The following is a 14,624-nucleotide window of genomic DNA, read 5'->3' as shown; positions in this document are numbered from 1 at the left end:
TAATCAATAGCTTAGTTTCTCCGTATTCCGAATAAACTAAACTTCTTATTCTACATTTTGTACTTGTTCCCGAAGCTTTTCAAGCGTAGATTTCAACTCTACCACGGAAGCCGTGATGTTTGAATCATTCGCTTTTGAACCGATGGTATTTACTTCCCTGTTCATCTCCTGAATCAAAAAATCAAGTTTTCTGCCAACGGGTTCATTCAGACTCAATGTGGAGTGAAAATAATGGAAATGACTCTTCAAGCGGGTCAATTCTTCCGTTATATCGGATTTGTCAGCCATGATGGCCACTTCGTTCAACAAACGGGGTTCATCGATTGCCCCTTCGCTATACTCCAACATTTTCTTTTTCAGTCTTTCCCTGTATTCAGTGACAACGTTAGGTGCAAAACTGTTTAACTCAGAAACTTTTTGCTCGAAATGATTCAGATGGGCATTGAGATCCTCTTCAAGTGCCTTCCCTTCCTGCATCCTCATTTCCTTCAATTCCCTGGCAGCCAGGATAACGGCGTCCAGTACCAATTGTTCAAGTTCTTCGTTTTCTTCTTCCATCTCTTCGATGGTGATGAATTCTTCTCTTGATAATAGTTGATTTAACTCAACGTCACCTTTCAATGAAAAACTATTCTTTACTTCATGTACTAACTGATAATAATCTCGAATGAGCTTCCAGTCAATATGCAGGTTCCTGTGAACGAGTCCATCTCCGTTAATGGTGATGAAAATATCCACTTTCCCTCTTTTAATGAATTCAGAGACCTGCTTTTTGATCTTTTCTTCAAGCTTCAGCAACTGCCGCGGCAGTCTGATATAACATTCGTGGTATCGATGATTCACCGATTTCATTTCGACTGTTATTGTATGTAGTTCAGAATCCAGCTTACTTCTTCCAAAGCCTGTCATGCTGACAACCATTACGATCACTTCCTATCTGTATGTGTAATAGTGTATGTAATGTTGTTCATTTATGTATAAAAGCCCCCAACTTTCAAGCAGTGTTGAAAGCATCGGGAAAATCCGATGATGATCATTCGGAATATATGAAAAAAGGTAATAGAGGTCGAAACTCTATTACCTTTTGGATTATACCACAATTAACTATTTTTTTCTTGCAAAAAATGACCCTGCCAATAAAAAGGTCGGCAAAGAGCTGAGACCGAGGATCAACATCCAATCCTTCAATTCTATTGGAACCGTGTGGAAGATCGGCTGAAGGGACGGAATGTAAATGACCAGAAGCATCAGGACAAGTGACGAGATGACGGCCCAGACCAAATACATATTCCCGAATGGATTCCTTGAGAAAACCGACACTTCACTCCGGCAGTCGAACACATGGATCAATTGTGCCATTACTAATGTAGCAAAGGCGACGGTTTGAGCATAAGCAAGATGATCAGGGTGCGCTTTGTAAGCAAGGATGAACGCAAGCAATGTAACCAGCCCGATCAAGAAACCCCTTGAAACGACTTTCCAACCCAATCCTCTGGCAAATACCCCTTCATTCATATTCCTCGGCTTTCTCTTCATCACATCATCTTCAGGCTTATCAAGTCCGAGTGCCATGGCAGGAAGCCCGTCTGTGACGAGATTGACCCAAAGGATTTGAATGGGAACAAGAGGAAGCGGTAATGCCAGCAGCATCGCAAATAACATGACGAGGATCTCCCCTACATTGGATGCAAGCAGATATCTGATGAATTTCCTGATGTTTTCATATATATTGCGGCCTTCCTGAATGGCAGATTTGATCGTTGCAAAATTATCATCGAGCAGGACCAGGGAAGACGATTCCTTGGCAACATCAGTACCAGTAATCCCCATCGCCACTCCGATATCAGCTGACTTGATCGCAGGGGCATCATTCACCCCATCACCTGTCATCGCAACGACATGGCCCCTGTTTTGTAATGCCTTTACAATTTTCAATTTATGCTCCGGAGAGACGCGCGCGAATACAGATACATCTTCTACGACTTCCTGAAGTTCTTCGACATCCATTTCATTCAACGCTTTTCCATCCAGCACCTTGTCATTTCTTTTTAAGATCCCTAACTGAGCAGCGATGGCTTTAGCGGTCAACAGATGATCCCCTGTGATCATGACTGTTTTGATGCCCGCAGCCTTACACTCCCTGACAGCTTGTTTTACTTCCGGCCTTGGCGGATCGATCATTCCTTGAAGTCCGATGAATGTGATTCCTTCTTCCACATCTTTTTCACTCAAAGATTCAGCCTTCACCCCATTCAAAGGCTTGTAACCTATAGCAATATTGCGCAGTGCATTTGATGACATTTCACTGATTGCATTATCTACCCTTTGTGATAAATCACCAGTTTTGAACTGCAGCTTGTCATCCCAGAGGATTGACTCACTATTGGCTGCCAGCACGTCCGGTGCACCCTTCGTTACCGAAAATTGTTTTCCATTTTGATCGATTACGATGACGCTCATCATCTTCCGTGTCGAATCAAATGGAAACTCTTTTACGATTTTAAACTTTTGTAACAAAGCTTCCCGGTTTAACCCAGCTTTTATCCCTGCTACCAGAAGAGCTCCTTCAGTGGGATCACCATCTACTGCAAAGCTGTCATCCCGGGTGACAAGTTCTGCATGATTGCACAGCATCCCAAATGTGAGTAATTGATTGAGTGCTTTTTGATTGTGAGGTGAGACCCTTTCCTCCCCACTGTAAAATTGCCCATCAGGTTCATACCCGGTACCCGTCACGGACCAGTTTCTGCCTCCGCTCCAGAGATGGGTGACAGTCATTTTATTCTGAGTGAGAGTGCCGGTTTTATCCGAGCAAATGACAGAGGCGCACCCCAGAGTTTCCACAGCTGGGAGCTTTCTTACAATCGCTTTCTTTTTGATCATTCTCTGTACCCCGAGTGAAAGAGCGACTGTCACGATGGCTGGCAGTCCCTCGGGAATGGCCGCTACCGCCAGTGACACACCCGCCAGGAACATGGTATAGATATCATGCCCTTGTATCACGCCCACTCCCACAACCAATGCTGTGAGAATCAACGCAACTGTTATCAGTATTTTACCTAATTCTTCCAGTCTCCTTTGTAACGGGGTGACCATTGATTCCGCCTTTTGAAGCATGTCGGCAATCTGCCCCATCGCGGTCTTCATTCCAATTGCCGTTACAACTCCGACGCCATTCCCTCTTGTGACCATCGTTCCCATAAAAGCCATATTCTCTAAATCTCCAAGACTGATATGGTCGCCCGCGACTGGAGAGGTGGACTTCGATACAGGTACGGATTCCCCGGTCAACGCTGACTCTTCAATTTCTAAATTATTTGCATCGATCAAGCGGACGTCCGCTCCAATGCGGTCACCGCTTCCAAAGCGCATGATATCCCCTACAATCACTTCCCTGGAAAGGACTTTCACCCAGCTTCCCTCTCTCAATACTGTCACTTGGGGAGCTGACAGCTCTTTGAGTGCCTGAAGTGATTTTTCGGCTTTCCTTTCCTGGAAGAATCCGAGGAATCCATTAATAAGCACGATGGCAATGATAGCGACCGCATCAATATATTCACCCAGCAGTCCCGAAATGAGTGTGGCTGCGAGCAACACAAGCACCATGAAGTCTTTAAATTGGCTGAAGAACAATAATAGATTTGATTGTTTCTCTGCTTCTTCAAGCTGGTTATAACCGAATTGTTTTCTTCTTTTAGATACATCTTCTTCTGACAATCCATTGGTATAATCGGTGTTCAATGACTTTTCTATATCTTCCTGTCTCATCTCATGATATTTCATTCAACCAATTCACTCTCCTCCTACGATAACGAAAAGTTGATCTTCTCTTAGCATTCTTATTCAGACTCGTCCTAAAAAATGATATGATTTAAATATGAATTTTAGGCTAGTCTTGGTTAATCATTTATTATTAAGCAAGTGCCTAAATACCGCTGTTGGTTTCCGTGAAAGACTTCGCTTTCCGCGGGCGGGCGGTGAGCCTCCTCGTCGCTGCGCTCCTGCGGGGTCTCACCTGTCCCGCTTTTCCCGCAGGAGTCTGCGTCTTTCACTCCAACCAACAGCTGGTGACGCCCCTAAATCAACAAAAAGGTTTATGATTACTAAGAGAGACAAGCAAAAAAATAATTGAATCATAAGTAGAAATATGTTTTATGGAAGCAGATATTTCCATAAAGACTTGGTTATCGAAATGATTTTTTCATTTCTAAATAAACAAAATGCAAGAGAATATATAAAATACGTAATGTTGAAGAGGATGTTGGTTATGTCATTTGATGGATTGTTTACTAGAGCGATGACGTTGGAATTGAAGGATGAGGTTGTGAATGGAAGGATCAATAAGGTTCATCAGCCTTATAAGAATGAGATCATTATGATCGTGCGGGCGAACGGTAAGAATCATAAGCTTCTCCTATCCGCCCACCCAAGTTATTCAAGGGTTCAGATTACGAAAGAAGATTACGAGAACCCGTCGGTCCCTCCTATGTTCTGCATGCTTCTTCGCAAGCATTTGGAAGGGTACATCATTGAAGATATCAAACAATCGGGGCTCGACCGGATGATTGTTTTTGAAGTTAAAGGAAGAAATGAAATAGGTGATGTTTCTTATAAGCAGCTGATCATTGAAGTGATGGGAAGACACAGCAATATCATTTTAGTCGATAAAGAAAGAAACATGATCCTGGACAGTATCAAGCATATTTCTCCCAGCATGAATACTCACCGTACCGTTTTACCAGGTCATGAGTATGTCATGCCTCCGCAGCAGGACAAAAGAAACCCACTGGACGCAACGGGCGATGATGTGCTGAGAGCGCTCGATTTCAATGCAGGTAAATTGGATAAACAAATCGTGCAGTCATTCGCCGGTATATCTCCGTTGTTTGCCAAAGAGGTCATTCACCATGCTGGCCTCGGTACACAGTCGGCGATCGCTCAGTCCTTCCTTGATTTAGTAGGAAAATCAAAAGAGAATCAAGTGTCTCCTACTCTTTCCATCGGGCAGAAAGAAGTATTTTATTGGACAGACCTTGAGCATGTGGAAGGAGAAAAGCTTGTCTTTTCTTCATTAAGTGAATTACTGGATCGTTTCTTCTATCAAAAAGCTGCAAGGGACCGAGTGAAGCAGCAAGGAAATGATCTGGAGCGGTTTATCCGGAATGAAAGGGATAAAAACGTAAATAAGATTGAAAAGCTGAAACTGACATTGAAAGATGCCGAGCAGGCTGACCGCTTTCAATTATTAGGCGAACTTCTTACTTCAAATCTGTATGCAGTGGAACGAGGGATGACTGAAGTCAGTGTCGTCAATTACTATGACGAGGACGGGGAAAGCATCACCATCCCTCTTAATCCCCAGAAATCGCCTTCGGAAAATGCTCAGCTTTATTTCTCCCGTTATCAAAAGGCCAAAAATGCGGTTGATATTGTGAATGAGCAGATTGAAAAAGCAGGTGAAGAAATCATTTATTTGGAGAGGCTGCTTCAGCAGCTTGAATCAGCATCCACAAAGGACGTGGAGGAAATACGGGAAGAGTTAGAGGAAGAAGGCTACCTGAGGGTGCGTAAGCAGACGAAAAAGAAGAAATCAAATGGGAAACCTGTACTTGAAAGCTATACTTCAAGTGACGGAACTCCAATCTTGGTAGGAAAGAATAACAAGCAAAATGATTATTTAACAAATAAAGCGGCAGGCAGGGATGACATCTGGCTGCACACCAAAGATATACCAGGGTCTCATGTGGTGATCAAAAGTAACGACCCATCCGAACAAACCATTAAAGAAGCAGCAAATATCGCTGCATATTTCAGCAAAGCCCGGGAATCCAGTTCGGTTCCAGTCGATTTCACCGCCGTCAGACAAGTTAAGAAGCCAAAAGGAGCAAAGCCCGGGTTTGTCATTTATGAAGGGCAGCAGACGGTTTATGTTACTCCTGACTTGGACCTTGTACGTTCATTAAAGGATTGATAAAAAAGCACTTTTACCGATTTCCTGGTAAAAGTGCTTTTTTGGGTTAATTCCCCCATGCTTCGGGATTTTCTTTCCAAGCATTCAAATTTTCCAGCTCTTCTTCCTTGATGATTGAACGTTTGAGTGCTACTTGAAGTAAACTGGAGTAATCCGATAATGCATGAGCATTGATGTTATGTTCTTCGAGCATTGCTTTGCCTTTTTCAAGTTCATAAGTGAAGATGGCAGCTACCCCCAATACCTCACACCCTGCTTCCCTTAATGCTTCAACTGCAGTGATGCAGCTGCCGCCTGTAGAAATCAGGTCCTCTACCACCACTACTTTTTGGCGGGCAGTGACTTTACCTTCAATTTGATTACCTTTTCCATGTGCCTTCGCTTTGGATCGGACATAACACATCGGGAGGTTCAGTTTTTCACTTACCCAGGCTGCATGCGGAATACCTGCTGTAGCTGTACCGGCTATCACTTCTGCTTCGGGAAAGCGATCTTTTATTATCTCTGAAAGTCCGCTTGAAATTTCATTTCTCAACGATGGATAGGACATGGTTAAACGGTTATCACAATAAATCGGCGACTTAATCCCCGATGACCATGTAAAAGGCTCTGCAGGATTTAAAAAGACAGCTTCGATGTCTAATAGTTTATTGGCAATTTCTATTTTCATTTCAAACCCTCCCATTTTTTTACAACTTGTTCATAAGCGAGTTGTGGATTTTCTGCTTGGGTGATGCTTCTTCCGACTACGATTAATGAAGACCCCATTTCCCTCGCTTTTTCAGGGGTTGTAATTCTTTGCTGATCCCCCTTATCCTCGTCAGATAATCTGATCCCTGGGGTAACCCTCAAAAAATCCTTCCCGCAATGTTCCCTGATCAGCATTGCTTCATGAGGTGAACATACCACTCCATCGAGCCCTGACTGTTTTGCGAGACTTGCATAATGCAAGACTGAATCATTAATTGATCGAGCAATCAGCTGTTCATCCCTCATCTGCTTTTCGGAAGTGGATGTTAATTGGGTCACTGCTATCAGTTTTGTGGGATTTTGATTTGCCGGTCTCCCAGCATGAAGGCCTTCCAAAGCCTTTTCCATCATTGCAGTGCCCCCTGCGGCATGCACATTGAGAAGTTCCAGGTCATATTGGGCAAGACCCTTCATTGCCCCATAAACGGTGTTGGGGATATCATGGAGTTTCAAATCAAGGAATATACGGTGATTATCCTTCAATAGTTTTTCTATGATGCATGGCCCGTTTTGAAGATATAATTCCATACCAACTTTCACATTCAAACTCTCATCGAATAATTCCAGAAATGAAGACGTATCTTCCCACGATGGAAAATCAAGAGCTATAAATGGTTTTTGATTCATGCTTACCCCAGCTCCTTCCAATAAGTTCGGAGATTTGATCCACTCCAAGTTCATCGAGTAATGCAGGAAGTTCGTTAATGATCCGCTGACATACAAAAGGATCGACGAAGTTAGCTGTCCCGACTGCCACTGCACTCGCACCTGCATAAAAATATTCAATGACGTCTTCGGCTGTCTGAATGCCGCCCATCCCTATAATTGGGAGGTCGACTGCCTGGCTTACTTCATAGATCATCCTGATGGCAACCGGCTTGATCGCAGGTCCGGATAAACCGCCTGTTTTATTGGCCAGTACGGGCTTGGCGGTTTTGATATCCAGTCTCATTCCAAGGAGAGTATTGATCATCGTTAAACCGTCCGCTCCGCCTGCCTCAACCGCCTTGGCCATTTCAACAATATTGGAGACATTCGGTGAAAGCTTTACATATAGCGGGACCTCCGACACCTCTTTGACTCTTTTCGTCAGTTCCTTTGCCACTGCCGGAATGGTCCCAAATGCGATTCCGCCCGTTTTAACATTCGGGCATGATATGTTTAGTTCCAGTGCTTTTACATTGGATACTGTTGAGATTTCCTTTGCGACTTCAACATAATCTTCCATTTTTGAACCGGCCACATTGGCAATGATTGGGACATCAAACTGGGAGAGCCATGGAAGTTCATTGTCCATAACCCCTTTAAGCCCCGGGTTTTGAAGCCCGATTGCATTTAACATCCCCCCGTTTGTTTCCGCTACACGAGGAGTGGGGTTCCCGAAGCGCGGTTCTTCGGTTGTCGCCTTTATCATGATTGCGCCAAGTTCACTTAAATCATAGAATTGACTGTATTCGCGTCCAAACCCAAAACAGCCTGAAGCCGGCATGACTGGGTTTTTCAGCGATAATCCTGGTAATTCAATTTCCAACCTTCTCATAATTGCACCACCCCTGCCGGAAATACTGGGCCGTCACTGCATACTTTCACATAACTGTAACCATCAGGATCGTCCTGTTTATGACATACGCATGCAAAGCATGCGCCGATTCCGCAGCCCATTCTCTCCTCTAAAGAAATGAAACCGCTTTTCATCTCTAATCTGGATTGTAAGGCTTTTAGCATCGGTGTCGGACCGCAAGAAAAATACTCATCAAAACCGGGTGCTTCCTTCTGAATGACATCGGTGACAAACCCTTTTGTCCCGAGTGATCCATCCACTGTGGCAATAAACGTTTCACCCAGTTCCTCAAATCGTTCTTTATAAAAGCTGACAGACCGGTCTTGAAAGCCCAGGATATGTTTTACTTCCCAGCCTTTAGCGATTAAACTCTTGGAAAGACCGTATAGGGGAGGAACACCGATTCCCCCGCCTACCAATAATGCGGTTTTGCTTTCCCCCTCTTCCACAGTGAATCCATTTCCAAGAGGGCCCAGAATATCAACTGTTTCCCCTATATCGACGAGGGAAAGAAGTTTCGTCCCCTTGCCTTCAGCACGGTAAATCAACGTCATGCTTTGCTCTTCTTGATTGTGTGCTGCAATGGAGATCGGCCTCCTTAACAGAGGGTCGATCCCGGTCCCGACTTTCACATGGACAAACTGTCCAGGGGCCTTTATTTGATTCACCAATTCCCCTTTCAGGACCAATTCAAAGATGTTCTTTGCAATCTGTTCATGGGAAACCACCGTCATCTGGTCGTTTACGATCATTGATGAACCGCCTTTCTTTTCTCCGGCGACGCTGGCAGTGCCTCTGCCGAGAAGGTTATGGATTCGATCACCCGCAAGATCGCTTCTGCCGTATCTAAAGAAGTTAGGCATGGGACTCCATTTTCCACTGATTCTCTTCGGATCCTGAAACCGTCCCTGGCCGGCTGCTTTCCTTTAGTAAGGGTGTTGATGACAAGCTGCGTCTCTCCGCTTTGAATGAGGTCAAGCAGTGTCGGACCCTCAGCACCGATCTTATCGACTTCTTTAACACCGACACCTGCTTTCATCAAATGCTGAGCGGTCCCCTTCGTGGCAAGGATCTGATAGCCGATATTCACGAAGCGTTTCGCTAATAACACCGCTTCTTCCTTATCTTTATCTGCCACTGTCATCAGGACGGATCCATGCTCCTTCATTTCCATTCCTGCCGCGACCATTCCTTTGTAAAGTGCTTTCTCTAAAGTAGAGTCTTTCCCCATGACTTCCCCGGTGGATTTCATTTCAGGACCCAATGTGATGTCGACCCTTCTAAGCTTTGCAAAAGAGAATACCGGCACCTTGACAAAAACTCCTTGCTTTTCTGGAATCAAACCTGATTCGTACCCCTGCTCCTTCAAAGAAATTCCCAGGATTGATTTCGTTGCCATATTGGCCATCGGCACATTCGTGATTTTACTTATGAATGGCACCGTTCTGCTTGAGCGCGGATTCACTTCGAGAACAAAGATTTCCCCTTTTGATATGACATATTGAATGTTAAGCAGGCCGACAATATTCAACCCTTTTGCCAATCGGGTAGTGTAATCCACTAATGTTTCTTTTTGTTCCTGTGTCAACTGCTGCGGGGGGTACACTGCAATGGAATCCCCTGAATGGACGCCTGCCCGTTCGATATGCTCCATGATTCCTGGTACAACGACATCGACTCCGTCTGAAATCGCATCCACTTCAATCTCTTTCCCGATCAGGTATCTGTCGATCAGTACAGGATGCTGCGGATTAACCTTTACTGCGTTTTTCATATAGTGAAGGAGCTCTTCTCTCCTATATACAATCTCCATTGCCCTTCCGCCGAGTACATAAGAAGGTCTGACCAGTACCGGATACCCGATGGATTCTGCGATTTCAAGTGCTCCTTCTACAGAAACTGCGGTTTTTCCTTCTGGCTGGGGAATCCCTAATTGGTTAAGTGTATATTCGAATTTGTCCCGGTTCTCAGCACGGTCGAGATCTTCAAGTGAAGTTCCAAGAATCGTGACACCCCTTCTCACCAATTCCTCTGCCAGGTTAATCGCCGTCTGTCCTCCAAATTGGACCACAACCCCTTTAGGTTTCTCTAAATCAATGATGTGCATGACATCCTCAACCGTAAGCGGCTCAAAGTATAACTTATCTGAAATACTGAAGTCCGTTGATACCGTTTCAGGGTTGTTATTTATGATAATCGCTTCATATCCTGCTTCTTTAATTGCCCATACAGAATGGACGGTTGCGTAATCAAATTCCACGCCCTGACCGATTCGGATCGGTCCTGAGCCAAGAACGATGACACTTTCTCTATCTGTGACTTTAGATTCGTTTTCATCCTCGTACGTCCCATAGAAGTATGGTGTTTCAGATTCAAACTCGGCTGCACAGGTATCGACCATTTTATACACCGGAAGAAGGCTGTTTTCTTTTCTCCACTGATAGACTTCATTTTCCGTACTGCCCCAAAGTTTTGCTAAAGTGATATCAGAGAAGCCCATACGTTTTGCTTTTAGAGCCAGTTCAACATGGAATGGCAAATCACTTAATTCCTTTTCAAACTCTACAATTCTATTCATCTTATATAAGAAGAAGAGGTCAATCTTACTCCATTCGTGAATGGTTTCGATCTTCACTCCCCTCCTGAGTGCTTCACCTACATAGAAGAGACGTTCATCACCAGCTTTACGGATCCTTTTCTCAATCCACTGATCGGTCATTTGCTCCGCATCGCTTAACTCCATGTGATACGTATTGCTTTCTAATGAGCGGATGGCTTTTAACAATGATTCCTCAAAAGTTCTGCCGATCGCCATCACTTCACCGGTTGCTTTCATCTGGGTGCCAAGATTCCGTTTGGCTGCTTCAAACTTGTCAAATGGCCAGCGCGGGATCTTAGTTACCACATAATCAAGCGCCGGTTCGAAGGCGGCGTATGTTTTTCCAGTGACCGGATTCCTCATTTCATCCAATGTAAGACCTACAGCGATCTTCGCTGCAAGCTTGGCAATCGGATAACCGGTTGCTTTTGAAGCAAGTGCCGATGAACGGCTCACACGCGGATTCACTTCAATGATGTAATACTGGAAACTGTCGGGATCCAGTGCGAGCTGAACGTTGCAGCCTCCTTCAATACCCAGTTCACGGATGATCTTAAGGCTTGTGTTCCTGAGCATTTGATATTCCCTGTCACTTAAGGTCTGACTCGGTGCCACCACGATAGAATCCCCAGTATGGATTCCTACAGGATCGATGTTTTCCATGTTACACACAACAATCGCATTGTCGGCTCCATCCCTCATAACCTCGTATTCTATTTCTTTAAAACCTGCGATACTCTTCTCAAGAAGACACTGTGTCACAGGGCTGTATTTTAAGCCGGAGCTTACGATTTCAATCAACTCTTCTTCATTATGGCAGATTCCGCCGCCAGTCCCTCCGAGTGTGTAAGCTGGTCTTACAATGACCGGGAAGCCGACTCCATCGACAAAATGAAATGCCTCCTCTACACTTCGGATAATCTCGCTTTCTGGTACCGGCTCATGAAGTTCATTCATAAGATTTCTAAATAAATCACGGTCTTCGGCTTTTTCAATGGCAGATAGTTTAGTTCCGAGTATTTCAACGCCGCATTCATCTAATACTCCAGATTTTGAAAGCTCAACAGCCAGGTTCAAGCCGGTCTGTCCCCCAAGTGTAGGAAGGACGGCATCCGGGCGTTCCTTACGGATGATCCTGCTCACAAATTCGAGTGTCAGCGGCTCAATGTAAACTTTGTCAGCCATTTCAGCGTCTGTCATGATCGTTGCCGGGTTGGAATTGACCAGTATGACACGGTACCCCTCTTCTTTAAGGGCTATACAGGCCTGGGTCCCTGCATAGTCGAATTCCGCTGCCTGTCCTATGATGATTGGTCCGCTTCCGATTACTAAAATGCTTTTAATGTCTGTACGTTTAGGCATGTTGAAGCTCCTTTCTTTTCTCATCTTCCATTAGTTTCATGAAATGATCGAATAAGTAATTTGAATCCTCCGGCCCCGGTGAGGCTTCCGGATGATATTGAACCGTGAATGCAGGATAATCAAGGTGTTTCAAACCTTCAACTGTATCGTCATTGATTGCGATATGAGTGACTTCCACTCTGGTTCCTGCGAGTGATTTTTCTTCGACTGCATATCCGTGGTTTTGTGAAGTCAATGCTATTTTTCCCGTGATCAAGTCTTTCACCGGATGATTGCCGCCGCGATGGCCGAACTTCATCTTGAATGAATCCCCTCCGCAAGCAAGTGCGAATAATTGATGGCCCAGGCAGATTCCGAATAGCGGTATTTCACCAATCAACTCCCTGATCGTTTCAATTGCATGAGGTACGTCTTTCGGGTCTCCAGGTCCATTCGACAGCATGATGCCGTCCGGCTGAAGCCTGCGGATTTCTTCTGCTGAAGTATCATGAGGGACTACAACAACGTCGCAATCACGTTTATTGAGTTCCCTCAGGATTCCGTGTTTCATGCCAAAATCCATCAGGATAACCCTGAATCCTCTTCCCGGACTCGCATAAGCCGTTTTTGTTGATACTTGTTTAACTTGATCTCTTCTCAAGGATGTTTCATGTAACTTTACAAGCATCTCTTCTGTGTCCGATTCGGCTGAACAAACGATTCCTTTCATTGCTCCATGCTTCCTGATGATCCGAGTCAGTTTTCTTGTATCGATACCGGCAATTCCTGGAATGCCTTTCACTTTCAATAACTCATCCAGCGTTGATTCATTTCTCCAGTTCGACGGGAAGTCAGCCGCTTCCCTTACGATGAATGCCTTGATGGCTGGAGTGATGGATTCAAAGTCGTCCCGATTGATGCCGTAGTTTCCTACCAAGGGATACGTCATTGTAACCAACTGTCCACAATAGGAGGGGTCTGAAAGAATTTCCTGATAGCCTGTCATGCTTGTATTAAATACAACTTCCCCGATCGTTTCTTCATTTGCTCCAAAACCTTCCCCAATGAATACTGTTCCATCGTCTAAAATGAGTTGTCTTTTCATTCTTCATTTCCTCCTTTTTCCCATACAAGGGATCCTTGATAAAAAGTCGCTTCAGGCCAGCCTTTGCACTCCCATCCTTTGAAAGGAGTATTTTTTCCTTTGGATAAAAATTCAGCGGGATCAACGGCCTTTTGTTTTGATAAATCGATTAGTGTAAAATCAGCCTCTCCACCCACTTCCAGGCGCCCAAATGGAAGATTGAATGCCGAACTCGGTTTAATCGTCATCCACTCGACTAACTGCTTAAGAGTAAAAATTCCTTTAGCTACAAAGTTTGTATATAGCAGCGGGAATGCTGTTTCAAGACCGACGATCCCGAAAGGGGCCAGCTGCATCCCTTCTGATTTTTCAGCTTCTGTATGCGGTGCATGATCTGTAGCGATAAAATCAATCGTCCCTTCCATTAATCCTTCGATCAAAGCCTGTTGATCTTCTTTGCTTCTAAGCGGGGGATTCATCTTAAAGTTTGGATCCAGACCCGGAATATCGTCTTCACATAGTAGAAGGTGATGAGGTGTTACTTCTGCAGTGACGTTGATTCCAGCTCTCTTTGCATCCCTTACCACCCTTACTGACTCTTTCGTTGAAATATGACATACATGGTAATGAACGCCCGCTGCTTCAGCCAGCAGCACATCCCTTGCGATATGTACGGCTTCGCATACAGATGGGATTCCAGCGATTTCGTGTTTCCTTGAAAATTCCCCTTGGTGCACCGCTCCTTTGTTGATTAATGTATTTTCTTCACAGTGAGCGACAATCGATGCACCGATGCTTGCAGCCTTTTTCATCGCTTTCAGCATTATCCCTGCCGATTGAACCCCTACACCGTCATCCGTAAAAGCAAATGCCCCATTTCCTTTTAAGGATGATAAGTCATTCAACTTCTTACCTGTCTGCCGTTCAGTAATCGCTGCGTAGGGCAAGACCCGGATGCTGGCTGTTTCTGCGATCCTCTCATTCAGGGATCTCAATGTTTCTTCTGAATCGGGTACAGGCCTCGTATTCGGCATTGCTGCAATTGTCGTGAACCCTCCCCTTGCCGCCGCTCTCGTTCCCGTTTTTATCGTTTCTTTATGTTCGCCGCCAGGTTCTCTCAAATGAACATGCAGGTCGACGAACCCCGGGGAGATCAACAAACCTTCCGCTTGGAATTCTTGATGTTCGCTGCTGTCAAGCTTTGCACCCATTGCGGAGATTTTATTTCCTTGGAGCTTTATATCAATTTTCTCAAGTTCACCGTTCTCTTTTATGATACTTGCATTTCGGATTAACCAGTTCATTTGTCATTCCCCCT

The 14,624-nt window shown here is 44.7% G+C and carries 10 protein-coding genes; 1 reads left to right on the top strand and 9 read right to left on the bottom strand.

Features of this window, described 5'->3' with window-relative positions:
* Positions 1 to 45: 45 nt before the first annotated feature.
* Together HWX64_RS08070 and HWX64_RS08065 are read right to left on the bottom strand one after the other, a co-directional pair.
* The gene (locus HWX64_RS08070; RefSeq protein ID WP_175988894.1) at positions 46 to 921 is read right to left on the bottom strand and encodes a YicC/YloC family endoribonuclease; all 876 of its coding nucleotides are present in this window, start codon (positions 919 to 921) and stop codon (positions 46 to 48) included.
* Positions 922 to 1,104: 183 nt separating this feature from the next.
* Complete coding sequence (locus HWX64_RS08065) at positions 1,105 to 3,783, bottom strand: cation-translocating P-type ATPase (protein WP_175988891.1); 2,679 nt, start codon at positions 3,781 to 3,783, stop codon at positions 1,105 to 1,107.
* A 484-nt stretch (positions 3,784 to 4,267) separates the two neighbouring features.
* On the opposite strand from HWX64_RS08065, the gene HWX64_RS08060 reads away from it, so the two are divergent.
* Entirely contained in the window at positions 4,268 to 5,971 is a 1,704-nt protein-coding gene (locus HWX64_RS08060) for an NFACT RNA binding domain-containing protein (RefSeq protein ID WP_175988890.1), read from the top strand.
* A 46-nt stretch (positions 5,972 to 6,017) separates the two neighbouring features.
* On the opposite strand, the gene pyrE is transcribed toward HWX64_RS08060, so the two are convergent.
* Genes pyrE through HWX64_RS08025 form a run of 7 tightly spaced genes read right to left on the bottom strand, consistent with a single transcriptional unit; the run spans position 6,018 to position 14,610 of the window.
* Positions 6,018 to 6,641 (bottom strand): orotate phosphoribosyltransferase, encoded by a 624-nt coding sequence (gene pyrE / locus HWX64_RS08055; protein ID WP_175988888.1) that lies wholly within the window; start codon positions 6,639 to 6,641, stop codon positions 6,018 to 6,020.
* Complete coding sequence (pyrF, locus tag HWX64_RS08050; RefSeq protein ID WP_175988886.1) at positions 6,638 to 7,348, bottom strand: orotidine-5'-phosphate decarboxylase; 711 nt, start codon at positions 7,346 to 7,348, stop codon at positions 6,638 to 6,640. Before pyrF ends, pyrE begins: the two co-directional genes overlap by 4 nt.
* Positions 7,320 to 8,261 carry a dihydroorotate dehydrogenase gene (locus HWX64_RS08045; protein ID WP_175988884.1) on the bottom strand — a complete coding sequence of 314 codons (942 nt, stop codon included), beginning with the start codon at positions 8,259 to 8,261 and terminating at the stop codon, positions 7,320 to 7,322. Before HWX64_RS08045 ends, pyrF begins: the two co-directional genes overlap by 29 nt.
* Positions 8,258 to 9,034 carry a dihydroorotate dehydrogenase electron transfer subunit gene (locus HWX64_RS08040; RefSeq protein ID WP_175988882.1) on the bottom strand — a complete coding sequence of 259 codons (777 nt, stop codon included), beginning with the start codon at positions 9,032 to 9,034 and terminating at the stop codon, positions 8,258 to 8,260. The genes HWX64_RS08045 and HWX64_RS08040 overlap by 4 nt, the downstream gene beginning before the upstream one ends.
* Positions 9,031 to 12,243: a carbamoyl-phosphate synthase large subunit gene (gene carB, locus HWX64_RS08035; RefSeq protein ID WP_175988880.1), complete on the bottom strand. Its 3,213-nt coding sequence runs from the start codon at positions 12,241 to 12,243 to the stop codon at positions 9,031 to 9,033. The genes HWX64_RS08040 and carB overlap by 4 nt, the downstream gene beginning before the upstream one ends.
* Positions 12,236 to 13,327, bottom strand: a complete 1,092-nt coding sequence (locus HWX64_RS08030) for a carbamoyl phosphate synthase small subunit (protein ID WP_175988878.1) — start codon at positions 13,325 to 13,327, stop codon at positions 12,236 to 12,238. The genes carB and HWX64_RS08030 overlap by 8 nt, the downstream gene beginning before the upstream one ends.
* On the bottom strand, positions 13,324 to 14,610 hold the full coding sequence (locus tag HWX64_RS08025; RefSeq protein ID WP_175988876.1) for a dihydroorotase: 1,287 nt from the start codon (positions 14,608 to 14,610) through the stop codon (positions 13,324 to 13,326). The genes HWX64_RS08030 and HWX64_RS08025 overlap by 4 nt, the downstream gene beginning before the upstream one ends.
* Positions 14,611 to 14,624: the final 14 nt, after the last annotated feature.

Origin of the sequence: Bacillus sp. Marseille-Q1617, from assembly GCF_903645295.1 — a bacterium.
GTDB lineage: Bacteria > Bacillota > Bacilli > Bacillales > Bacillaceae_B > Rossellomorea.
Note: the sequence above shows the minus strand (reverse complement) of the source record. Positions and strands in the feature narration are given on the sequence as shown.

What these genes read in the sequence shown, in the direction of transcription:
- HWX64_RS08065 (WP_175988891.1), bottom strand. Translation starts at nt 3,783, where the DNA reads ATGAAATATCATGAGATGAGACAGGAAGATATAGAAAAGTCATTGAAC.
- HWX64_RS08070 (WP_175988894.1), bottom strand. Translation starts at nt 921, where the DNA reads ATGGTTGTCAGCATGACAGGCTTTGGAAGAAGTAAGCTGGATTCTGAA.
- HWX64_RS08060 (WP_175988890.1), top strand. Translation starts at nt 4,268, where the DNA reads ATGTCATTTGATGGATTGTTTACTAGAGCGATGACGTTGGAATTGAAG.
- carB (WP_175988880.1), bottom strand. Translation starts at nt 12,243, where the DNA reads ATGCCTAAACGTACAGACATTAAAAGCATTTTAGTAATCGGAAGCGGA.
- HWX64_RS08045 (WP_175988884.1), bottom strand. Translation starts at nt 8,261, where the DNA reads ATGAGAAGGTTGGAAATTGAATTACCAGGATTATCGCTGAAAAACCCA.
- HWX64_RS08040 (WP_175988882.1), bottom strand. Translation starts at nt 9,034, where the DNA reads ATGATCGTAAACGACCAGATGACGGTGGTTTCCCATGAACAGATTGCA.
- HWX64_RS08030 (WP_175988878.1), bottom strand. Translation starts at nt 13,327, where the DNA reads ATGAAAAGACAACTCATTTTAGACGATGGAACAGTATTCATTGGGGAA.
- pyrE (WP_175988888.1), bottom strand. Translation starts at nt 6,641, where the DNA reads ATGAAAATAGAAATTGCCAATAAACTATTAGACATCGAAGCTGTCTTT.
- pyrF (WP_175988886.1), bottom strand. Translation starts at nt 7,348, where the DNA reads ATGAATCAAAAACCATTTATAGCTCTTGATTTTCCATCGTGGGAAGAT.
- HWX64_RS08025 (WP_175988876.1), bottom strand. Translation starts at nt 14,610, where the DNA reads ATGAACTGGTTAATCCGAAATGCAAGTATCATAAAAGAGAACGGTGAA.